The 22,522-nt window shown below is 66.9% G+C and carries 21 protein-coding genes; 12 read left to right on the plus strand and 9 right to left on the minus strand.

The features are described 5' to 3' along the window. Window positions 1-193 precede the first annotated feature (193 nt). The gene (locus ACM26W_RS18755; RefSeq protein ID WP_416138472.1) at window positions 194-1,474 is read right to left on the minus strand and encodes an MFS transporter; all 1,281 of its coding nucleotides are present in this window, start codon (window positions 1,472-1,474) and stop codon (window positions 194-196) included. A gap of 140 nt (window positions 1,475-1,614) precedes the next feature. Here ACM26W_RS18755 and ACM26W_RS18760 point away from each other — a divergent pair, with 140 nt between their 5' ends. From ACM26W_RS18760 to iadA, 12 genes are all read left to right on the plus strand, one after another. After that, entirely contained in the window at window positions 1,615-3,552 is a 1,938-nt protein-coding gene (locus tag ACM26W_RS18760; protein WP_416138473.1) for a type IV pili methyl-accepting chemotaxis transducer N-terminal domain-containing protein, read from the plus strand. 7 nt (window positions 3,553-3,559) lie between these two features. Continuing rightward, window positions 3,560-4,225, plus strand: coding sequence for a two-component system response regulator NarL (gene narL, locus ACM26W_RS18765; RefSeq protein ID WP_416138474.1), 666 nt, complete (start codon window positions 3,560-3,562; stop codon window positions 4,223-4,225). Window positions 4,226-4,500: 275 nt separating this feature from the next. After that, complete coding sequence (locus tag ACM26W_RS18770; RefSeq protein WP_416138475.1) at window positions 4,501-6,093, plus strand: antiporter; 1,593 nt, start codon at window positions 4,501-4,503, stop codon at window positions 6,091-6,093. A gap of 66 nt (window positions 6,094-6,159) precedes the next feature. Beyond that, window positions 6,160-6,618 carry a universal stress protein gene (locus tag ACM26W_RS18775; protein ID WP_416138476.1) on the plus strand — a complete coding sequence of 153 codons (459 nt, stop codon included), beginning with the start codon at window positions 6,160-6,162 and terminating at the stop codon, window positions 6,616-6,618. 58 nt (window positions 6,619-6,676) lie between these two features. After that, complete coding sequence (locus ACM26W_RS18780) at window positions 6,677-8,176, plus strand: MFS transporter (RefSeq protein WP_416138477.1); 1,500 nt, start codon at window positions 6,677-6,679, stop codon at window positions 8,174-8,176. 171 nt (window positions 8,177-8,347) lie between these two features. Then, window positions 8,348-8,788, plus strand: coding sequence for a DUF4870 family protein (locus tag ACM26W_RS18785; RefSeq protein ID WP_416138478.1), 441 nt, complete (start codon window positions 8,348-8,350; stop codon window positions 8,786-8,788). After that, a complete protein-coding gene (locus ACM26W_RS18790) occupies window positions 8,781-9,368 on the plus strand; it encodes a hypothetical protein (RefSeq protein ID WP_416138479.1) in 588 nt (195 codons plus the stop codon). Before ACM26W_RS18785 ends, ACM26W_RS18790 begins: the two co-directional genes overlap by 8 nt. A 1-nt stretch (window position 9,369) precedes the next feature. After that, window positions 9,370-9,954: a cytochrome c oxidase subunit 3 family protein gene (locus ACM26W_RS18795; protein ID WP_416138480.1), complete on the plus strand. Its 585-nt coding sequence runs from the start codon at window positions 9,370-9,372 to the stop codon at window positions 9,952-9,954. Window positions 9,955-9,958: 4 nt separating this feature from the next. Then, window positions 9,959-10,270 (plus strand): cytochrome C oxidase subunit IV family protein, encoded by a 312-nt coding sequence (locus tag ACM26W_RS18800; protein WP_416138481.1) that lies wholly within the window; start codon window positions 9,959-9,961, stop codon window positions 10,268-10,270. 253 nt (window positions 10,271-10,523) lie between these two features. After that, complete coding sequence (locus ACM26W_RS18805) at window positions 10,524-11,369, plus strand: cyanophycinase (RefSeq protein WP_416138482.1); 846 nt, start codon at window positions 10,524-10,526, stop codon at window positions 11,367-11,369. Further along, entirely contained in the window at window positions 11,369-14,005 is a 2,637-nt protein-coding gene (gene cphA / locus ACM26W_RS18810; protein WP_416138483.1) for a cyanophycin synthetase, read from the plus strand. Before ACM26W_RS18805 ends, cphA begins: the two co-directional genes overlap by 1 nt. Further along, the gene (gene iadA, locus ACM26W_RS18815) at window positions 14,002-15,171 is read left to right on the plus strand and encodes a beta-aspartyl-peptidase (RefSeq protein ID WP_416138484.1); all 1,170 of its coding nucleotides are present in this window, start codon (window positions 14,002-14,004) and stop codon (window positions 15,169-15,171) included. Before cphA ends, iadA begins: the two co-directional genes overlap by 4 nt. On the opposite strand, the gene ACM26W_RS18820 is transcribed toward iadA, so the two are convergent. The 8 genes from ACM26W_RS18820 to ACM26W_RS18855 all read right to left on the minus strand — a co-directional run bounded on the left by ACM26W_RS18820 (window position 15,172) and on the right by ACM26W_RS18855 (window position 22,422). Then, entirely contained in the window at window positions 15,172-15,411 is a 240-nt protein-coding gene (locus tag ACM26W_RS18820; protein ID WP_416138485.1) for a hypothetical protein, read from the minus strand. It abuts the gene before it with no gap. A gap of 27 nt (window positions 15,412-15,438) precedes the next feature. Continuing rightward, the gene (locus ACM26W_RS18825; protein WP_416138486.1) at window positions 15,439-17,379 is read right to left on the minus strand and encodes a nitric oxide reductase activation protein NorD; all 1,941 of its coding nucleotides are present in this window, start codon (window positions 17,377-17,379) and stop codon (window positions 15,439-15,441) included. A 19-nt stretch (window positions 17,380-17,398) separates the two neighbouring features. Continuing rightward, a complete protein-coding gene (locus ACM26W_RS18830; RefSeq protein WP_416138487.1) occupies window positions 17,399-18,208 on the minus strand; it encodes a CbbQ/NirQ/NorQ/GpvN family protein in 810 nt (269 codons plus the stop codon). Window positions 18,209-18,261: 53 nt separating this feature from the next. Next, complete coding sequence (locus ACM26W_RS18835) at window positions 18,262-19,608, minus strand: cbb3-type cytochrome c oxidase subunit I (protein WP_416138488.1); 1,347 nt, start codon at window positions 19,606-19,608, stop codon at window positions 18,262-18,264. Between the two features lie 50 nt (window positions 19,609-19,658). Beyond that, window positions 19,659-20,105 (minus strand): c-type cytochrome, encoded by a 447-nt coding sequence (locus ACM26W_RS18840; protein WP_416138489.1) that lies wholly within the window; start codon window positions 20,103-20,105, stop codon window positions 19,659-19,661. Between the two features lie 226 nt (window positions 20,106-20,331). Beyond that, window positions 20,332-20,649, minus strand: a complete 318-nt coding sequence (locus ACM26W_RS18845; RefSeq protein ID WP_416138490.1) for a carboxymuconolactone decarboxylase family protein — start codon at window positions 20,647-20,649, stop codon at window positions 20,332-20,334. A 112-nt stretch (window positions 20,650-20,761) separates the two neighbouring features. Then, complete coding sequence (locus ACM26W_RS18850; RefSeq protein WP_416138491.1) at window positions 20,762-21,157, minus strand: SirB2 family protein; 396 nt, start codon at window positions 21,155-21,157, stop codon at window positions 20,762-20,764. 68 nt (window positions 21,158-21,225) lie between these two features. Further along, window positions 21,226-22,422: an NnrS family protein gene (locus ACM26W_RS18855; RefSeq protein WP_416138492.1), complete on the minus strand. Its 1,197-nt coding sequence runs from the start codon at window positions 22,420-22,422 to the stop codon at window positions 21,226-21,228. Window positions 22,423-22,522 lie beyond the last annotated feature (100 nt).

The following is a 22,522-nucleotide window of genomic DNA, read 5'->3' on the forward strand; positions in this document are numbered from 1 at the left end:
GGAAAGTGGGTGTGACCGCCCTGGGCCACCCGGCCTGTCGTGCAGCGTGGCGCAGTCAACCGCACGCCAGACAGGAACCTTGCAATGGATTCTGGGCGAACAATCGGCGGATTACTGCCTGGTTACCTCCATATACCGCCTCTCTACCCCCAAGGTGATAGGCCCGCCGCGAGAGGGGGATAAGCGCGCCGGCTCAGGCCCTCTCGGCGCGACTGCTGGCGTGGTCCCAGACCATCACCAGCATGCACACCACCAGCGAGGCGTAGAGGAACATGAAGCCGGCGGTGCGAATGCCGACCCACTCGTTGCCCACCACGAAGACCAGCGGGAGCAGGGCGGCGAAGAGTCCGCCCAGGGTCAGCGCCAGGCCGCCCACCAGGGGCATCTCGTCGCCGTGGTCGCGATGGATCAGGCGCATCAGGCTGCCCTTGCCGACGCCCATGGCCAGGCCCATCAGCGACAGCAGCAGCAAGAAGCCCCACAGCGGGGCCTCGTAGTACAGCGCGATCTCGCCGTGGACGCCCTGGACCTGCATGGCGAAGGGGGGGTAGGAGAGCAGGAACAGGCAGACCAGCACGAAGGCGCTGACCCACCAGCGCAGGGCGCTGAAGTCACGCCGATCGGCCCAGGCACCACCAATCACCTGGCCCATCCCCACCGCCAGGGTGAAGGGCAGGGCGGCCAGCGCCGCCCCCTTGAGCGGGAGTTGATACTGGGCGCTGAGGTAGGCGGGCAGCCATAGCGCCAGCGCCACGAAGGCGCCGTAGAAGAAGCTGTAGACCAGCGCCAGGCGCCACAACCGCCAGCACGCCAGGCGACGCAACACTGCCGCAAGCCGCAGCGGCCGCGCGGGGCGAGCGCTCGGTTCGGCGTCGAGATCGTCGGCGAACAGCCAAAGCAGCGCGGCCACCAGCAGCACCGGAAGCAGGTAGAGCAGAGGCGCGCTGCGCCAGCCGTAGGCCTGGCTGATCAGCGGCAGCAGCAGGTAGCTGAGCCCGGCGCCGACCATGCCGGCCCCGTAGAGCCCCAGCGCCAGGCCGGCGTGGCGACGCGGGCAGAGCCCCGCCACATAGACCAGCCCCGCCGACAGCGAACCGGCGCCCAGGCCGAGGCCGGCCCCGGCCAGCAGGAAGTGGTAGTAGTCGCGGGAGTGGGAGAGCCCCCACAGGAAGGGGCAGATCAGCAGCAGGCAGGCGATCATCACCCGCCGCCCCCCGACGCGCTGTGCCAGCAGCGCCATGGGCAGCGCGGCCAGGGCGCCAATCGCCATGGGCATGGCCAGCAGCACCGCGAAGCGCGCCTCGCCGAAGCCGTGCAGCTCCCGGAGCTCCACCCCCAGCACCGCGAAGATGGTCCAGCTGGCGAACACCAGCGCGAAGGCCAACGGCGAGAGCAGCACGACGACCAGAGGCCGATAGCCCCCGGTCGGTTCCTGGTCGAGCTCTTGGTCGAATTGCGGGGCGGTTGGCATCATCGGGGGCCGAAAGCGCTGTGGGTCTCGGGAAAGTCTCGGAAGCACGACCCCGGTGGTCAAAGGGGCATCGGAGGTATGCGTTATACCCCCAAGGGTGTAGTAGACTGGCGTCGCCCCCTTCTGGACGAGCACGAGGCGCAATGAAACTGCTGCGACACTCCCTGGTGGCTCGGATCACCGCCTCGCTGCTGGCCATCAGCGCCATGGCACTGGTCAGCATCGTGGTGACCATGACCGTGGCCGCCGACAGCCGCGGCGATGCCGCCGCCATCAACATGGCCGGCTCGCTGCGCATGAACACCTATCAGATCGTCAGCGCCCTGCAGCGCTTTGATCAGCAGCCCGGCGTTGCGGCCCGCGCCCGGGTGGCCGAGCTGGCCGACCGCTTCGAGCAGCGCCTGGCCAGCCCCGAGCTCGACGATGCCTTGCCCGCTGCCCAGGACCATCCCCTTCAGCGTCAATACGGGCTGCTGGTGGAGCGCTGGGAGCAGGAGCTCGCCCCTCAGGTAGCGCTGGCCACCGCCGGCGGTGGCGTGGAGCCCGACGCCCTGCGTGCCACCCTCGACGACCTGGTCGCCGAGATCGACGCCGTGGTCACCCTGCTCGAGCAGAACAGCGAGTCGAAGATCCAACTGCTCAGCGCCCTGCAGATCCTCTTCCTGGCCCTCACCGCCGTGGTGGTGGTGATCGCCCTCTACGATATCCGCCACAATCTGGTGATGCCGCTGCGCCACCTGGTGGTGCTGGCCCGGGAGGCCGCCCACCGCAACTTCGGCTACCGCACGAGGCTGACCGGCAACGACGAACTGGCCCTGCTGGGGCGCACCTTCGACGCCATGGCCGAAGAGCTGGGTGCCAGCTACACCGAGCTGGAGGCGCGGGTATCGCGCAAGAAGGCGGAGCTTGAGCGCAGCAACCGCGCCATGCAGGTGATGCACGACGGCAGCCGCGCCCTCTACGGCGGCGGCAACGACCTCTGCGCCAGCGCCGCCCCCATGCTGCGCCGCCTCGAACAGTTGCTGGAGATCGGCCCGATCCGGCTCTCGCTCCACGATGACCACGATGACCGCGAGATCCCGATCCTGGCCACCCACTCGGCGCGTCGCCCCGAGTACTGCCGCGACCACGACTGCCACGCCTGCCTGCTCGACCCCCAGCCGCTGACGCTGGAGGACACCGTTGCCGGCGAGTGCGTGCTGCTGCCGGTCAGCGTAGGCGAGCTGATGCTCGGCACCCTCGAAGTCTGGTACCCCCGGGACAAGCCGCCCGCCGACAGCGTGAAGCGCCTGCTCAACGCCCTGGCCGACCAGCTGGCCACGGCGGTCTACCTGCAGCGGCGCATCGAGGAGCAGCAGCAGGTCACGCTGATGAACGAGCGCACCATCATCGCCCGGGAGCTCCACGACTCCCTGGCCCAGTCGCTCTCATACCTGAAGATGCAGGTGGCGCGGCTCGAGCGCATGCAGGCCAAGGGCGTGCCCCGGGAGGGCCAGGCCCCGGTGTTCGACGAGCTGCGCACCGGGCTTGACAGCGCCTATCGCCAGCTGCGCGAGCTGCTCACCACCTTCCGCCTCAAGCTCGAGGGACCGGGGCTGGCCAGCGCCCTGCGCCAGACCGTCGCCGAGTTCGGCGAGCGCCTCGAGACCCCCATCGACCTTGGCGTCGACCTGCCGCCCCACCTGCTCAACCCCAACGAGGAAATCCACGTGCTGCAGGTGGTGCGGGAGTCGCTGGCCAACGTGGTCAAGCACGCCAACGCCCACTGGGCGGCGGTATCGGTGGCCTTTCGCGCCGCTCGACTCCACGTCATCATCGAGGACGACGGCGTGGGTCTCGAGAACGACAGCTCGCCGCCCATGCACTATGGCCTGGTGATCATGCGCGATCGCGCCGAGACCCTCGGCGGCGAACTCACCCTGAGCAATCGCGCCCAGGGCGGCACCCGAGTGGAGCTGGTCTTCACCCCGCAGACCGCGCGCCTGATCAGCCAGCACGTCGGGAAGGCCAGTCGCACCGCCACCCCCGTCGACCCACGGGCCGACGCCATCGCCATTGACCGCCACGGGAACAGGGATTAATTCAGGCATGACCGACACGACACCCGATACCCCCGCCAGCATCCTGATCATCGATGACCATCCGCTGCTGCGACGCGGCGTCTCCCAGCTGCTCGAGCTGGAGGACGACATGACGCTGATCGGCGAGGCCGGCGAGCCCGAGGCGGGCATCGGCCTGGCGCTGGAGCTCGACCCCGACATGGTGCTGCTGGACCTCAACATGCCCGGCATGAACGGCATCGAGACCCTGAAGCGGCTGCGCGATGAGGGTTTCGCCGGCCGCGTGGTGATGTTCACCGTCTCCGACCATGAGGAGGACGTGGTGGCCGCCCTGCAGGGTGGCGCCGACGGCTACCTGCTCAAGGACATGGACCCGGACGAGATGATCCGCCAGCTGCGCCAGGCCTCTCTGGGGCGCATGGTGATCAGCGAGAGCCTCACCGCCCTGCTGGCCGGGGCGCTACGCAGCCAGCGCAGCCTTCCGGCGACACCGGATATCCACAGCCTGACCCAGCGCGAGCGCGAGATCCTGCGCGAGCTGGCCGGCGGCCTCTCCAACAAGATGATCGCCCGCAAGCTCGACATCACCGAGGGCACCGTCAAGGTCCACGTCAAGCACCTGCTCAAGAAGCTCAACCTGCGCTCCCGGGTCGAGGCCGCCGTGTGGGCGGTGCAGGAGGGGGTAGACCGCTAGCCGGGGCGGTTCTCTGTGGATACCTCCAAATAATCCGGGGGCACCGCCAGCCCCCACGCCCCTCACCCCCCTCGTTGTAAAACTCTTGATAAACAATTACCTGTAGATCATCCCCCTCTACCTCCCTGGAGGTATCCCCCCGCTTTTCGGCCGTTGAGCCCACGTTTCGCGCGCCCGTGCGGCGGCGTATCTTTGCCCCAGGGCTGCCTGCCTTGATATCGATCAACCGCTATCGGGCACCGCGAGCACACCGCTGGACCTCAAGGGGATACGCCATGACCAGGAAAAATGCCGACATCGAACACTGGGATGTCGAGAACGAGGAGTTCTGGGAAAGGGAGGGCAGGAAGGTTGCCAACCGCAACCTGTGGATCTCCATTCCCAGCCTGCTGATGGGGTTTGCCGTCTGGATGATGTGGGGCATGATCACCACCCAGATGCAGAACCTCGGGTTTCCGTTCACGGTGGGGGAGCTGTTCACCCTGACCGCCCTGGCGGGTCTCTCCGGGGCCACCCTGCGCATCCCGGCCTCCTTCATGATCCGCATCGCCGGCGGGCGCAACACCATCTTCCTGACCACCGCCCTGCTGATGATTCCCGCGGCCGGCACCGGCTTCGCGCTGATGAATCCGGAGACCCCGCTGTGGGTCTTCCAGGCCCTGGCGCTGCTCTCCGGCATCGGCGGCGGCAACTTCGCCGCCTCCATGAGCAATATCTCCAGTTTCTACCCGAAGAAGCAGCAGGGCTATGCCCTGGGCATGAACGCCGGGCTGGGCAACTTCGGCGTCACCACCATGCAGATCCTGATCCCGCTGGTGATGACCGTGGGCGTGTTCGGCGTCATCGCCGGCGGCCCCCTGGAGCTGCAGAGCGCCAGCGGCACCCTGATCGGCCGCATCGAGGCGGGCACCGACACCTGGATCCAGAACGCCGGCTTCATCTGGTTGGTCTTCCTGATTCCGCTGGCCTTCGCCGGCTGGTTCGGCATGAACAACCTGCGCACCATTACCCCGGACCCGGGCACCCCGGCGTCGGCCTTCGGCAAGATCATCGGTCTCTACGCCGTGGGCGCGGTTACCAGCATCATCGGCATGTTCGCCCTGGGCCTGCTGGGCATGTGGGTCGCCCTGCCGCTGACCATCGTGCTGACCGTGGTCCTGCTGCGCCTGATTCCGGGCAGCATCAAGCCCAATATCCAGAAGCAGTTCGCGATCTTCTCGAACAAGCACACCTGGTCGATGACCGTCCTCTACATCCTGACCTTCGGCTCCTTCATCGGCTTCTCCGCCGCCCTGCCGCTCTCCATCAACGTCATCTTCGGCAACATGATGGAAGTGGCCGCCGACGGCAGCGTGACCCGCGTCGCCAACCCCGATGGCCCCAGCGCCCTCACCTGGGCCTGGATCGGCCCCTTCGTCGGCGCCCTGATTCGTCCCATCGGCGGCTGGATCTCCGACAAGGTGGGCGGCTCCATCGTCACCCAGATCATCTCGGTGGTCATGGTGGTGGCTTCCGCCGTCACCGGCTACGTGATGATGCTGGCCTACAACGCCACCGATCCGAACAGCTACTTCGCCATCTTCATGATCATGTTCGTGATCCTGTTCGCGGCCAGCGGCATCGGCAATGGCTCCACCTTCCGCAGCATCGGGGTGATCTTCGATGCCCAGCAAAAGGGCCCCGTGCTGGGCTGGACCTCAGCCGTGGCCGCCTACGGCGCCTTCATCGCCCCGCGGGTGATGGGCGAGCAGATCCAGGCCGGCACCCCCGAGCTCGCCATGTATGGCTTCGCGATCTTCTACGCGGTCTGCCTGGTGATCAACTGGTGGTTCTACCTGCGCAAGAACGCCTACGTGAAGAATCCGTAACGTCACTACCGTCCGTTCGGCGACCGGCCACGCCCGGTCGCCCCGGCTCCACTCCAGGAGAGTCCCATGAAGATCATGGTCGCCTATGACGGCTCCCGTAACGCCAAACTGTGCCTGGCCCAGACGGTCGAGATGTTCCGCTGCACCCTGCCGAAGCTGCTGCTGGTGGCCGTGGCCGAAAACCCCCGCGATGTGACCGACGCCAACGAGGACCTCTTCCAGGAGGAGGTCGAGGAACTGGTCAAGGCCCTTGCCGAGGCAAAGACGTTCGCCGAGACCGAGGGCTGCGAGGCGGAAACCCACGTCGCCGAGGGCGATCCCCGCAAGCAGCTGCTGGAAGCCACCCGCAAGCTCAAGCCGGACCTGCTGGTGATGGCACGCCACAGCCAGAAGCCCGACGGCGGCATCATCGCCCAATCGCTGAGCTACTTCGTCGACGAGCTCGACTACATGACCTTCGGCAGCGTCAGCTCCTTCCTGGCCCGCCGCGCCGAGGTTCCGCTGCTGATCTTCCCGAGCCCGTGATCCTGCCGAGTCGCGTCACCGCCGTTATCACGTCCTCCACCTCAAGGGTGACCCCAACATGAAAGTCGCCGACCTCTTCAAGGTACGCACTCCGGAGATCAGGGCCCTGCACCTGACCTGGATCGCGTTCTTCATTACCTTCTACGTCTGGTTCAACATGGCGCCGCTGGCCTCCAGCATGCTGCGCGACGTCGACTGGTTGACCCAGGACCATATCCGCCTGTTTGCCATCTGCAACGTGGCGCTGACCATCCCGGCACGCATCATCGTCGGCATGGCGCTGGACCGCTTCGGCCCCCGCCGGGTGTTCTCCATCCTGATGGTCAGCATGGCGATTCCCGCGCTGGCCTTCGCCTTCGGCAACTCCTTTACCCAGCTGCTGGTCGCGCGCCTGGTACTGAGCTCCATCGGTGCCAGCTTCGTGGTCGGTATCCACATGACCGCGCTGTGGTTCAAGCCCAAGCACATCGGCTTCGCCGAGGGCTTCTACGCCGGCTGGGGCAATTTCGGCTCCGCCGCCGCCGCCATGACCCTGCCCACCATCGCCATCGTCTGGTACGGCGGCGACGAGGGATGGCGCTGGGCCATCGCCCAAAGCGCCTTCGTGATGGCCGCCTACGGCATCTACTACTGGTTCGCCATCACCGATGGCCCCAGCGCCACCTCACATCGCAAGACCCGCAAGGCGATGGCCATGGAGGTCAGCAGTTGGGCCGATATGGTCAAGCTGATCCTGTGGACCATTCCGCTCGTGGGCTGCCTGGCGATCCTGGTGTGGCGGATCCAGGACATGGGTTTCATGTCCGTCACCGCCGCCGTGATCTCTTATCTGGCGATTCTGGCCATCGTGATCTACCAGGTGGTGCAGATCATTCGCGTCAACGTGCCGATCCTCAAGAAGGGCGTGCCGGAGGATGACAAGTACCACTTCAACAGCGTCGCCGCGCTCAACACCACCTACTTCGCCAACTTCGGCGCCGAGCTGGCGGTGATCTCCATGCTGCCGATGTTCTTCGAGCAGACCTGGGGGTTGACCGCCGCCGCCGCGGGCCTGATCGCGTCATCGTTCGCCTTCGTCAACCTGGTGGCGCGTCCCATGGGCGGCGCAGTCTCCGATCGCATGGGCAACCGCCGCTTCGTGATGCTCAGCTACATGTTCGGCATCGGCATCGGCTTCACCCTGATGGGGATGATGAACGAGACCTGGCCGCTGATCCTGGCGATCGCCATCACCATCTTCACCTCCTTCTTCGTGCAGGGCTCCGAGGGCGCCACCTTCGGCATCATCCCGTCGATCAAGCGCCGCATCACCGGTCAGATCTCCGGCATGGCCGGCGCCTACGGCAACGTGGGGGCGGTGGTCTACCTGACCCTCTTCACCTTCGTCACCCCGACCCAGTTCTTCTACATTCTGGCGGGGGGCGCCTTCTTCAGCTGGGTGGTCTGCTTCATCTGGCTGAAGGAGCCGGAGAGCGGCTTCGCCGATGAGTACTACCTCTCCTCGGTGGACAAGATGCTCGAGGAGCAGGAGCATCTGAAGGCCGAAGGCAAGGCCTGAGGCTTGCTTCACCTACCCGCCCCAGCTGCGCCCGGCCCTGCCGGGCGCAGCTACGTCAGGCCCTCATGAGCCGCGAATTTGATTTCCGACAATGTCACTGGGGTATTCCGGCGGCATAGTAGTATCCAATATGCATGGTTTCAGGCAGCACCCGACAGGAGACCCGTCGACATGTCCCATTCCGACACCGCCCTCGCACTCGACACTGCCCCCGCTACCGACACCCGTGGCCGCGGTCTGGCAGCGGTCATCTATGTGCTCTACCTGGGCAGCATCATGACGGTGATCACCGCCCCCATCGGCGTATTGATCGCTCACCTGCGCCGCGGCCGGGTCTCGCCCATGGCCGACAGCCACCTGCTGTTCCAGATCCGCACCTTCTGGCTGGGGGCACTCGGCGGCGCCATCGCCCTGGTGGCCTGGAACCTGCTGGGCTGGATCGGTGCGCCGTCCTGGGTCTCCTGGACCCTGGGCTACGGCTTCTTCACCGTCTGCCTGATCTGGACCATTGCGCGCTGCGGCGTGGGTATCCAGCGGCTGATGTCCTCCCGCTCGGTGGATAACCCGCGCAGCCTGCTGTTCGGCGGTGCCACGGTGCGCCTGGATGACTGACGGAGAAACCGCCATGCCGCCTACCGCTCTGCCTCGCTCAGGCCCACCGACCCGCTCAGCCGCCGTCACCGGCCTGGCTTGGGGGTTCATTCTCTTCTCGCTGGCCGTGATGGCGCTGCTCGCCCTGCCGCTGGCGCCGGGCGAAGCGCTGGCCGCCTCCCTGGGGGTCGAGGTCGGCAGCGGCGGGCTGACCGGCGGCGTGGCCTGGCTGGCCGAGCGCAGTGCCAGTGTGGCCAGCCTGCTGATACTGGGCGCCCTGATCACCCTGATCCTGGCCATCGCCCTGCTGCGCCGCCTGCCCTGGGCGCGGCGCGCCTTCGTCGCGCTGATGGTCGCCGGCTTCGTCGGCGTGCTGGGCGGCGCGGCGCTGACTCCGCTGACCTTCGGCCTGCTGCCCGAAACGGCCACCACCGAGGCGATCAACGTCGAGGACCCGGTGGCCGGGCTGGTGGGGATGCTGGGCGGGCTGATTCTCGTCGCCACCCTGTTCACCGCGCTGTTCGCCTGGGCCGGCTGGAAGCTGACCACCCCGGCGGTGCGCGCCGAGTTCGAGCGCCTGCCGGTGCCCGCGGAGGGCTGAGATGAACCAGCGCGAGACGCCAGAGCAGGCGCTGCCCAACCCCGGCTGGGGGCCGCTCTCGGCGCTGCCGGGCAACCCGCTGATGTGGGTGCTGATCCTCAGCGAGATGCTGGTGTTCGCCGCCTTCTTCGGCCTGTTCGCCTGGCTGCGCGCCGGAGAGCGTGAGGTGTTCGACGCCTCCCAGCAGCTGCTCGACCCAGTGGCCGGCGGCCTCAATACCCTGGTACTGCTGACCAGCGGCCTGTTCGCCGCCCTGGCGGTGCAGGCCATCGGCCGTGGCGAGAAACGGCGTTGCCGCCAGTGGCTGGCCGGGGCCTTCGTCCTGGGGGTGGTGTTCTGCGTGGTCAAGGTGGTGGAGTACGCCAACAAGCTCGGTCAGGGCCTGCTGCCCGAGACCAACACCTTCTTTACCTTCTATTACCTGCTGACCGGGTTCCACTTCGCCCACGTACTCTTCGGCCTGGGGCTGATCGCTCTGGTCGCCTGGAAGCTCTCCCACGACAACGTGGAGACCGCCGCCGCCTTCTGGCACATGGTCGACCTGATCTGGATCCTGCTCTATCCCATTATCTACCTGCTGAGGTGAGCCGATGAGCGTCTCGACGAATGGCTCCGCCACAAGCGCCACACGACGGCTGCTGATTACCTGGGCCGTGCTGATGGGCCTGACCCTGATCACCATGGCCTCGGCCCGGCTGGGCGGCGAGGCTCGCCTGGAGGCGCTGCCGCTGTGGTCGGCGGCGCTGCTGCTGGCCACCACCTTCTTCAAGGCCAACCGGGTGCTGATGGTCTACCTGGGCCTGGGCGCCTCCACCCCGGCCTGGCGCGGCGCCTTCACTGGCCTGACGCTCTTCACCCTGCTGCTGGTGGGCGCCGGCTACCTGGTGGCCCAGGCGGCTTAGGAAGGCGGCCCCGTCGCGGCAGGGCCCCCACTGCCGCGGCCCGCAGGCTCGCGCCTACCCATGGCGCTTCCTGGCAGGCCTGATATCGCGTCGCCTCTTACCGTGACACCCGAGCCAGCGAGAACGTGCCCCGTGTCGGGATGCCTGTTATAAGTGAAGGTGTAGGCGGCACGCATCCTGCCATTCGGCAATTGACTCACGCGAACGTGGCTTCTGCGTTGGCTCAAAAGCGTCGCTCGGCGACGAAAGGGTTATGGTCTCTCCACTCCCTTCGACATCCGGCCATCTGGTGGCCATCGGCGGAGCCGAGGACAAGAGCTCCGATCTCGAGATCCTGAGGCAGGTCTTTGCCCTGGCCCCCGAGGGCAATGGCGAGGTCGCCGTCATCGCCACGGCGAGTCGCATCCCCGACGAGGTGCTGCCCGACTACGAAGCGGCCTTCTCTCGCCTGGGCGCCAGCCGCGTCCATTCCCTGGGTATTCGCGACCGCCGCCAGGCGGCCGATGCCGACACCGTTCGCCTGATCGAGCAGAGCAGCGTCATCTTCCTCACCGGCGGCGACCAGCTCCGCCTGACCAACGTCTTGGGTGGTTCGGCGACCCTGAAGGCCATCCGCAACCGCTTGCAGGCGGGCGCGGTAGTGGCCGGGACCAGTGCCGGCGCGGCGGCCATGCCGGGCACCATGATCTACAACGGCGCCGCCTCCGATGCCCTGCGCAAGGGCGCCGTCAACTTGACCTTCGGCCTCGGACTCGTCGAAGGCTTGATCATCGACAGTCACTTTCTTGAACGCGGACGGTTCACGCGCCTGATGGAAGTCGGTGCGAGCAACCCGGAGCACCTGGGCGTGGGCCTTGGCGAGGATGCCGGCGTGATCATACACCCCCACGGCATTCTCGAGGCCATCGGTCCGGGCCACGTCATCATCATCGACAGCCGCGACCTGGCGAGCTCCAATATCGCCGAGTTGTCCATGGGCGCGCCGGTGGCCGTCGAGAACATGATCCTCCATGCGATGGTCAGCGGCCACGGGTTCGACGTCGAGGCGAGACGCTATCTCGTTGCCGACGAACTCAAAGCCATTCTCGCGGAGGGCTAATGACCATTCTCGAGCATCGGGCCCTGCGCGGCCCGAACTACTACAGCCGCTACCCTGCCATCTACATGCGCCTGGACATCGGCGATCTCGAGGAACGGCCCAGCGATACCGTCCCCGGCATCGTCGAGCGCATCACGGCACTGCTGCCGACGCTGCAGGAGCACCGCTGCTCGGTGGGCCGGCCCGGCGGCTTCCTGGAACGACTGGGGCGTGGCACCTGGGCCGGTCACGTGGTCGAGCACGTGGCGATCGAGTTGCAGAACCTGATCGGCTTCTCGGTCGGCTACGGCAAGACCGTCGACAGCTACCAGAAGGGGATCTACAACGTCGTCTACCGCTACCGGGACGAAGCCTGCGGCCTGGCGGCCGGGATCGAGGCGGTCGAGCTGGTCAACCGGCTGTTCCATACCGCCGAGATCGACATGCCGGCGATCATCGACCGCCTCAAGGCGGTGCGCGACGCCCACATGCTGGGGCCCTCCACCGCGTCGATCGTTGCGGCCGCCGAGCGTCGTGGCATTCCCTACACCCGCTTGAGTGAGGAAAACAGCTACATCCAGTTCGGCCAGGGTCACCGACAGCAGCGCATCCAGGCGACAGTGACCGGCCATACGGACCTGATCGGCTTCGGCATCGCCGACGACAAGGAGTGGACCAAGCAGGTACTCGGCGATGCCGGCATCCCGGTCCCCCGGGGCCGGGTGTGCGGATCCTTCGAGGAGGCGCTCGAGGCGATTCGAGCCATCGGCTATCCCGTCGCGGTGAAGCCGGTCATCGGCAACCATGGCCGTGGTGTGAGCACCAATATCGAGGACGACCAAGCGCTGCATGACGCCTTCAGTATCGCCGCCCATCGCAACCCCGCGGTGATCGTCGAGCAGTATATCCGCGGCGAGGATCATCGCCTGCTGGTGATCGACGGCAAGCTGGTGGCCGCCGCCAGGCGTCGCCCGGCCCATGTGGTCGGCAATGGAGTCGATACCCTGCAGGCCCTGGTCGACGAGGAGAACCGGGATCCGCGTCGCGGCGTCGGGCACGAGAACCTGCTCACGCAGATCCAGCTGGACGAGCAGTCGCTGCGGCTGATCGACCAGCAGGACCTGACCCTGCAGGGCGTGATTCCGGCCGGCGAGATGGTGTTCCTGAAGTCCACGGCTAACTTGAGCACCGGCGGCACGGCCACGGACGTGACCGACGACGTTCATCCGGAGGTGCGCTACGCGGCGGAGCGCATCGCGCGCCTGGTCGGGCTCGACATCATCGGCATCGACCTGCTGGCCGAGACCCTGACCCGCCCGCTGGAGGAGCAGTCCGCCGCAGTGGTCGAGGTCAATGCCGGGCCCGGCTTTCGCATGCACCTGTCGCCCACCCACGGCAGCGGCCGGGATGTCGGCCAGCACGTGATCGACATGCTGTTCCCGGACAGCGAGACCGACGCCCGTATTCCGATCACGGCGGTGACCGGGACCAACGGCAAGACGACCACGGTGCGCCTGCTCTCGCACCTGCTGCGCCAGGCGGGACGCAACGTCGGCATGGCCTGTACCGGCGCCATCGAGATCGACAACCATGTCATCATGCGCGGCGACTACAGCGGCCCCCAGGCGGCGGCCATCGTGCTGCGCGAACCCACGGTCGAATACGCCGTGCTCGAAGTGGCCCGCGGCGGCATCATGCGCCGTGGCCTGGGGTTCGACGAGTGCGACGTGGGCGTATTGCTCAACATCGCCAGCGACCACCTGGGTGAACACGACATCCACACCCTCGACGAGCTGGCTCGCTGCAAGACCGTGGTGATCGACGCCGTCAGCAAGAGCGGCACGGCCGTGCTCAATGCCGATGATCCCAGGGTACTGGCCGGCCAGGAGTGGGCCCGGGGCGATATCATCTTCTTCACGCTGAACCCGGATTCACGCGCCATCCGCCAGCATGTTCGCGATCACGGGGTCGCCTTCACCGTCCACAATGAGCGCATCGTGATGCGTCAGGGCCATGTCGAGGCCGAGGTGATTCCCGTGGTGGACGTGCCGCTCACCTTCGAGGGACATGCCCGCTTCAATGTCGCCAATGCCCTGGCCGCCAGTGCCGCGGCCTATGCCCTGGGGCTCTCCATCGCCGATATCCAGATGGGCCTGCGCACCTTCCATCCCACCCCGGGACAGAATCCGGGGCGCACCAACCTCATCGAAGCCGACGGCATCAAGGTCCTCATCGATTACGGGCACAACGTGCCGGCGCTCGAGGCCCTCGGCGAGCTGGTCGGCTGCATTTCGGCCCGTCGCCGGATCGGCGTTGCCAGCGCCCCGGGCAACCGCCGCGACGAGGATCTGTTCACGCTAGGCACTCTGCTCGCCCGGATGCACGATGTCGTCTACATCTATGAGACCGACCCCCGCGGCCGTGCTATCGGCGACGCCGCCGGCCTGCTCCGCGACGGCGCCGAATCGGTGGGCAGCGACTGCCGGGTGGAAATCATCATGGAGGAGGCCCAGGCCGTCGACAGGGCCTTCGACGAGGCCAGCGAAGGTGACCTGCTGGTACTGCTGATCGACGATGTCGAGGGCGCCATCGAGCGCTTCCGGGGCCGGCGCTTCACGCCGCCCTCATCGACTGACCCCAGCGGCGAGCCGACATGATCCCCCTGGATGATCGGGACGCCCCCCTGCTGACCCTGCTGCGCGTCGGACGCATCTTCGCGCCCGAACCGCTCGAGGCCACCGAGATCTTGATCGCCGACGGTCGGATCGCGACCCTGGGGCGTGATATCGAGCTCCCGGCGGGCTGGCCGATCCGGGTCGTGGACGCGCGTGAACTCACCGCCGTTCCTGCCTTTATCGACCAGCATGTGCATGTGACCGGTGGCGGCGGCGAGGGAGGCTGCGGCACCCGCTGTCCGGAGATCACCGCCAGGGAGATCGCCGCCATGGGCATCGGCACCGTGGTGGGAGTGCTGGGCACCGACGGCATCAGTCGTTCGCCGGCGGACCTGCTGGCCAAGGTTCGCGGGCTGCGCGCCGAGGGTATCTCGGCCTACATGTACACAGGATCCTATCGCGTGCCACCCCCGACCCTCACCGGCGACGTACAGCGCGACCTGGCCTGGATCCCCGAGGTCATCGGCCTGGGCGAGATCGCCATCTCGGACCATCGTTCCAGCCAGCCTCGCCAGGACGAGATCGAGCGTCTGGTCAGCGAGGTTCGAGTCGGCGCCATGCTGGCCGGCAAGCTGGGCATCTGCCACTTCCATATCGGCGACGGCAAGCGCGGCCTGGAGCCGTTGCGCCGTCTGCTAACCGAGACCGAGATCCCCGCCGAGCAGGTGATCCCGACTCACGTGAACCGACATCGCGACCTGCTCGAGGAGGCCGCCGACTATGCGCTGACCTTCGATGCCAGCGTGGATGTGACCGCCTTCGACGACGCCGACGAGGACGACCTGAGCGGCTTCGGTGCCGTGTCGCGACTGCTTCGGCGTGGCGTCCCGGTCGAACGCATCACCATGAGTTCCGACTGCAACGGCAGCCTGCCCGAGTTCGACGAACGAGGCGCCTATATCGGCATGCGGGTGGCGGGCAATACCACCCTGATCGCGGACTGGCAGCGCCTGGTACGCGAGGAGGTGCTGCCGCTCGATCAGGCCCTGGGCCTGATCTCGGGGCATGTGGCCCGGGTGCTGGGGCTTGATGGGCATAAAGGCCGCCTGGCCATCGGCCATGATGCCGACGTGACCCTGCTCGACAGCGACCTCCAGCCGCAACAGACCTTCGTGGCGGGGAAACGAATCTTCGCCAGTGACCGTTGATTACCGACAGCCCTCGCGTCCGGATGACGGCGGTGGCGGTCCCACTTCGGCCCAATCGGCCAGGCGACGGCCCAGCCAGATCAGCCCCCAGACGGCGAAGGGCACCACGAACATCACCAGGATGCCCCAGTCGCGGGTGTTGAGCAGCCAGGCCAGCGGCGTGATCACCACCAGGGCCACCAGCAGCCCCACGGCGACGGCGATGGCGGGACGGTGGTTCGACACGGCGGTACTCTTCATGGGCGGGCCTCATTGTAGCCGTTGATTTCAGTAGCCGATGATCTGGCGGTAGATACCCGGCAGCGCCAGGGCCAGGTGCTCCGGGCGGTTGACGATGGCGTAGCTGCCTCGCCCGAACAGGTGCGAGACGTACTGGTGCGCCTCCCGGTCCACGGTGACGCCAAACACCCGCACCTCTTGCTGGCGCGCCTCGAGCACCGCCTTGCGGGTATCTTCGATGCCGTAGCGACCCTCATAGTAGTCGGTGTCGTTGGGCTTGCCGTCGGTGATCACCAGCAGCAGGCGATGGCGGTTGGGGCGCTTGGAGAGCTCACGGGTCACATGGCGGATCGCCGGCCCCATGCGGGTATAGTGCCCGGGCTTCAGCGCCGAGATACGCCGCGTCACCCGCTCGCTCATCGTCTCCTCGAAGGTCTTGAGGGTGTTGACCCACACCTTCTGGCGGCGATGGGAGGTGAAGCAGTGGATGGCGTAGTCGTCGCCGCAGCCGGACAGACCGTGCCCCAGCACCAGCAGCGCCTCCTTCTCCACGTCGAGCACCCGGCGATCGTCCAGCCAGGCATCGGTGGAGAGCGAGACATCCACCAGGATATCCACCGCCAGGTCGCGGGCCTGCTCGCGGGCCGACATGTAGAGGCGATCGCTGGCCTCGCCGGTGGCGGCCAGGTCGCAGCGCGAGCGAATCACCGCGTCCATGTCGAGTTCGTTGCCGTCGACCTGGCCACGCAGGATCTCGCGACGCGGGCGCAGCGCCTCGAACTCCCGGCGCACCCGGCGGATGCGCCGCCGGGTGGCGTCGTCGGGCTCCCACTGCTCGCCCTCCTCGCTCTGCAGGTCGGTGATCACCTGACAGTGGTCGGGCAGGTAGCACTGCTTGCGATGGTTCCACTCCGGGTAGAGCTGTTTGCCGCGCAGCCGCTCGCCCAGCACCTCATCCGGCGGCAGGTCGAGGTCGATCTTGAGCCGCGTCGCCGCCCGCTGCTTGTGCGGGCTGATGACGATCTCCTCGATCTGCTCGGCGGCGCGCTTGGCCTCCTCGTCCTCGTTGTCCTCCACCAGGCGGTTGAGGTTCACCATCTCGGTCCAGGACAGCATCTTCTCGAAGCGGTTGGCGACCAACGCGTCGTCTCGCTGGGACTGGTCCTGGTGGCGACGCTCGGCCTTGCGCTTGCCCTCGCTGACCTCCTGGGCGCTGTTGGCCTCGCCGTCATGGGGATCCTCGTCGTCCTCCTCGCGCCCCTGGCCCACGCCCAGGTCGACCACCTGGCCCCACAGGGGGACAGGCAGAGGCGGCCGATAGCCCCGCGGGGACTGGAATGGCGACAGGGAGACCTCCGGGTCGGCCACCGCCGCCGCCATGGAGGCGGCCCAGCCCTCCAGCGGCGCATCGTCGCCCAGCAGGGCGCGCAGCGTGGCCTCCAAGGCCTGCTCCATGGGTGGCAGGCGGTGGCGTTCCGGACGCACCGCCAGCAACGCCTCACACAGCTCGCGATAGCGCCCGGCGAGACCGGGGAAACGCGCCAGGGCCGCTTCCGTGGACCGCATCGCCTCGCGCAGCCGGGCCAGGTCGTCCTGCAGCGGGTCGGCGTGGCGGGGCGGGCGTCGGGCCACCGCCAGGTAGGCGGTCAGCCAGAAATAGAGGTCCCGGTTGAGGCGCGACTCGGGGAAGACGTCCAGGGTCGGCGGCAGCAGCAGGTTCTCCTCGTCGCGGCGCGCCTGGTCCACCGCCTCGTCATCGAAGCCGAGCCGCTGGCGCAGCGAGAGCCGATGCGATGAGCTGCGCGCCACGATGGCGGCGACCTCCAGGCCGCACTCACCACCGCTGGCGCGGAAGAAGACCCCCAGCACATGGCGCAGCTCCTCCAGGGCCACGGCGGCCTCCGGGTGGCGACGGTAGCTGGCCGCGCCGGAGGCCCAGCGGTGCCAGTGGCGGCCGACAAACTCCTCGACCTCGAGAAACTGCAGCATGGCGGACTCCCCCCTCGGCTCAGCCGAAGGTTGCGTTGATGGCTTCCAGCAACCCTTCCTGAACGTCCTGATCGTCGGTCAGCGGCTCCACCAGGGTGGCGCGGGTGGCCTCGAGGATCGGCATGCCGGCCTGGATCAGGGTGGCGCAGTAGACCAGCAGGCGGGTGGAGACCCCCTCCTCCAGGTCCTGACCCTTGAGCTCGCGCAGGCGTACGGCGAGATTGACCAGGGCGGCGCAGCGATCAAAGGCGAGTCCGCTTTCGCGGGCCACGATGCCGCACTCGATGTCCGGTGGCGGGAAGTCGAAGGACATCGCCACGAAGCGCTGGCGGGTACTGGGCTTGAGAGACTTCAGGATGTGCTGGTAGCCGGGGTTGTAGGAGACCACCAGCATGAAGTCGTCGGGCGCCTCGAGCAGTTCGCCGGTGCGCTCCAGGGGCAGCAGGCGGCGGTCGTCGGTGAGCGGGTGCAGCACCACGGTGACGTCCTTGCGCGCCTCGACCACTTCATCGAGATAGCAGATGCCGCCCTCGCGCACGGCGCGGGTCAGCGGGCCGTCGACCCAGCGGGACTCGCCACCCTGCAGCAGGTAGCGGCCGGTGAGATCGGCGGCGGTGAGATCGTCGTGACATGACACGGTAAACAGCGGCCGGCCGAGCCTGGCTGCCATATGGCTGACGAAACGGGTCTTGCCGCAACCGGTGGGTCCCTTGAGCAGCAGCGGCAGTCGCTGCTGGTACGCCTGTTCGAAGAGGGCGCACTCGTTGCCGACCGGCTGATAGAAGGGTTGCTCCCGGTCGAGCGTGGATACGGATGCGATATGGGACATGGGTCACTCCAGACTGAGCGGGCCGCAACCGGGGTCGCGGCCCGCCGTGGACATTACTCGGCCGCGGTCAGCGGCTTGCTGGTGGCGGGCACCTGCTCGCGCGCCGGTCCGAAGACCGAGTAGATGAACATCACCGCTGCGATGCCGACGAAGATGCCGGTGCCGAAGCGGAATACATAGAAGAGATCGAGCTGACCCTGGATCTGCATGAAGTTCATGCCGAGCACCCGCTGCAGGTGAGTCTGGACGACGCCTGCGAAGGTCAGGGTGAAGGTCATGAACCACATGGCGGAGGTCATGACCCAGAAGGCCCACATGTTGAGCACCTGATTGTAGGGCTGCACGCGGCGGATCTGCGGCATCGCGTAGGTGATGACGCCCAGCACCAGCATCACGTAGGCGCCGTAGAAGGCCAGGTGGCCGTGGGCCGCGGTGATCTGGGTGCCGTGGGTGTAGTAGTTGATCCACGACAGGGTGTGCATGAAGCCCCACACGCCGGCGCCGAAGAAGGCCACGGCGGCACTGCCCATGGTCCACAGCATGGCGGCCTTGTTGGGGTGGTTGCGGTTGCCCTTCCAGAACATGTAGAAGGCGAACACCACCATGGCGAAGAACGGGATTACCTCGAGGGTAGAGAAGATGCTGCCGATGGGCTGCCAGTAGCCGGGGGTGCCGATCCAGTAGTAGTGGTGGCCGGTGCCCAGCAGGCCGGAGAACAGCGCCAGGCCGACGATGACGTAGAGCCACTTCTCGATGATCTCGCGGTCGACACCAGTCATCTTGATCAGCAGGTAGCCGAGCAGGGAAGCCATGATCAGCTCCCACACGCCTTCCACCCAGATGTGGACGATCCACCACCACCACAGCTTGTCCAGCGCCAGGTTATCGGGGTTGTAGAAGGCGAACAGCCAGAACACCGCGGCCAACCAGAGACCCAGCATCAGCACCATGTTGATGGCCGTCTTGCGCCCCTTGAGCAGAGTCAGGCTGGTATTGAACAGGAACATCAGGAAGGAGATCGTGATGAAGATCTTCGACCAGAGCGGCTGCTCGAGGTAGTGGCGCCCCTCGTGGATGCCGAACTGATAGCTGATCAGCGCACCGGCGCCGGCGATGGCGAAGATGGCCAACTGCAGATAGGCGAGATTCGGGCTATAGATCTCGTTCTCGGCCTCCTCGGGCATCAGGTAGTAGGTGCAGCCCATGAAGCCGATCAACAGCCAGACGATCAGCAGGTTGGTGTGACTGGTGCGGGTGATGTTGAAGGGCATCGCCTCGGACATGAAGTGAGGCCAGACATAGGCGGCGGCGGCGGCTAGACCGAAGACGATCTGCAGCGCGAACAACGCCATCGCAACCATGAAGAATGGCAGGGCCACCTTCTGCGTTTCATATTTCATCGGTTCGGCTCTCCTGGTTTCGGGAATCCGGTGGTGTCATGGGGTCCGGATCAACCGGCCGGATGGGGCGGCCAGCCCTGGGTGTCGATGGCATCGGTCCACTCGAAGAAATCGATCAGCGCCTGCATCTCTTCGTCGTTGATCTCGAAGTAGGGCATCTGACGACGGTCCGGTGCACCGGTGGGCTGGGCGCGCATCCAGGCCGCCAGCGCCATGCGGGCGCCCTCGGGATTCTGGTGGCCGCCGTAGCGGGTCCAGACGTTGCCGATCTCCGGTGCGAAGTAGGAGCCTTCACCGAGGATGGTGTGGCAGTTGATGCAGTTGTGCTCCTCCCAAACGTGTTTGCCCTGCCGCACGGAATCCGTCAGCGGCTGGGTCGAGGTGTTGACGATGTAGTAGTGGCTGTGAGCCGTCAGCGCGGCAAACACCAGGAAGAAGAACAGCGACCCGCCGTAGAAGATGTTGCGGGCAGCCGCCTTTGTCAGGCCTTCGGTCATGGACCATACCCCCTTGCTAGTCTGGCTTCTTGTAGAAAACGGCAGTTGGTGCCGGCCGCTTCCGCCCCCTTGAATATGCATTCTCTATGCATGTTAAAGGGTAGCAGCGAGGACGCGTCCATGACTTTGACGAGGGTCAATAGGGAGGGGCTGAATGACACAACGAAAGCTTGCCATTCGCGGGGGAACGGGGCGGGGGAGCCGGCAGCGCGCTGCCGGCGGCGGCTCACCTCTCGGTGAGATCCTCGATCCAGGTCAGGGCGGCCACGCCGGTGGGCAGGCCCAGGGTCGGGATGGCCAGCATGGCCACCTGCTTCAGCGCCTCGGGGGACTCGCCCTCCTCCAGGCCGCGACGGGCATGGGAGTGCACCGCCCCCTCGGAGCGCGCGCCCACGGCCAGCGCCAGCTTGACCAGGCGGCGGGTGCGCTCGTCCAGAGGACCGGCCTCGGCGCATGCCTTGCCCAACGCCGCATAGGCGTCCCACACCTCGGGGTACTGTTCGGCGACTTTGCCGGCACCGGAGGGAAGTTGCTCTTCGCTCATCGAATCGCTCCTTGTTTGATGGGAAAGTTCAGCAACATAAGCGGCAGTATAGCCGCCAGTAAAGAGAACGCTGGCCCTTCGAGAGCCCCGGCCCTTGGCGTCTTGCCGCACCTCAGGCGGCCGCCAGCCAGGAGAGCGGGCTGTTGTGCAGCGCCACCCCCAGCATATAGGCGAAGGTGGCCACCGCCGCCAGGGCCGCGACCCCGCGCACCGCGGGACTTCGCCCGCGCTTGATCGCCAGCGTACCCAGGCCGATATAGACCAGCAGGGCGATCAGCTTGGCGGCAAGCCAAGGGTGCTGCTGGGGCCACATCTTGAGCATTACCATCAGCAGCACGCCCAGGCTCAGCAGCAGGGTGTCGTTGATGTGGGGCAACACCTTCACCCAACGGCGCTGGAGCCAGGGCGACTCGCGCACCGACCACCAGGCCCTCAGCATGAAGAAGAGGAGGCTCAGGGTCGCCGTGGTGATGTGCAGATGCTTGATCAGGAAATAGTGCTCGATCATCTCGAACCTCGCATTAGGCCCAGGCGTTGGCTGAAAAGTCGTCGAGCTCAGCCAGTTTTCGGGCAGGCCTAGCCGTCCTTGCCGTCCACACGCGTGGCCAGCAGCGGCACCGTGTAGTGGAACAGGAAGATCAGGTAGGCGATACACCAGAACAGGATGCTGAGGTTGTAGGTCCAGTGGGTAATCTGGGGAAACATCGCCAGCACCGGCGAGCGCAGCACGGCGCCGGCGAACATCAGACCGAGCGCCAGGCCGATACCCGGCAGGGTGCGAATCTCCCGGCCGGTGTGGCCCAGCGCCACCCGGGACATCATCGCCAGCATCATGCTGGCGATGCCGCCGATGGCCAGGGCGTGCAGCGCCAGCTCGACCCGGAACACCCCGGTCAGCGCCAGGGCCCACATCACCAGCCCCACCACGATGAAGGCGTAGCTCAGGTGCAGCCCCCACAGCAGCGGCTCACTCAGTGCGCGCCAGCCCTCCCAGCGCACCAGGCGCACGCCGTTGGCGGCGGCCGCCACCAGCATGGCCCAGCCCAGCAGGCCCGGCGGCAGCTCGACCGTGAGCAGTACCGCCAGCTGCAGCAGCACCACGACGTAAATGGCCCCCAGCGAGAGCCGCTCGAGCATCGGCCAGTCGGCCGGCTTCGGGCGCCCCAGCTTGCGCGAGGTAAAGAAGGGAATCACCCGACCGCCGAGCAGCACCATCAGGGTGGCGATCAGCAGCACCCCCAGGTAGCCGCCCTCGCGGATTGGCGGCAGCTGGCCGCGCATCACCCCCAGGTGCATGGCCAGGTTGGCCACCGCCATCAGCAGCAGGATGGGCACGAAGACCAGGTTGTGCCACTGGCGTACCGCCACCACCATCCGCCCCAGGGCCAGGGCGGCCAGGGGCAGGAAGGCCAGGTCGATGGCCATCAGCAGCCCGGCGGGCAGTCCCATGGGGAAGGCGATCAGCAGCCGCGCCAGGAGCCAGACGCCCACCAGCCCCAGCAGCGGCGCACCGCGCAGGCTCGGCTGGCCGGTCCAGTTCTGCGCCGCGGTGAGCAGAAAGCCCACCGCCACGGCGGCACCGAAGCCGAAGATCATCTCGTGCTGGTGCCACCACATCAGCCCGCCGTGGGGGCGCAGCAGGATATCGCCGTGCCAGAAGGCGAACCACACCACCATGGCCAGCACGCTGAACAGCGAGGCGAACAGGAAGAAGGGGCGGAAGGCGAGCCGGGCGACGGGTAGACCGGCCGGCTCGGGTTGGGTTGGCTGCATGGCGATAACTCTGGATGGTTGCACTGGTGGCTTGAGTTCGGATTCCGCCTATTGTGCCCCGCCCGCGTCTCCGGCTGCCATGACAGGTATCAAGAATGCG

Source organism: Halomonas sp. HK25 (genome assembly GCF_047795635.1).
GTDB lineage: Bacteria > Pseudomonadota > Gammaproteobacteria > Pseudomonadales > Halomonadaceae > Halomonas.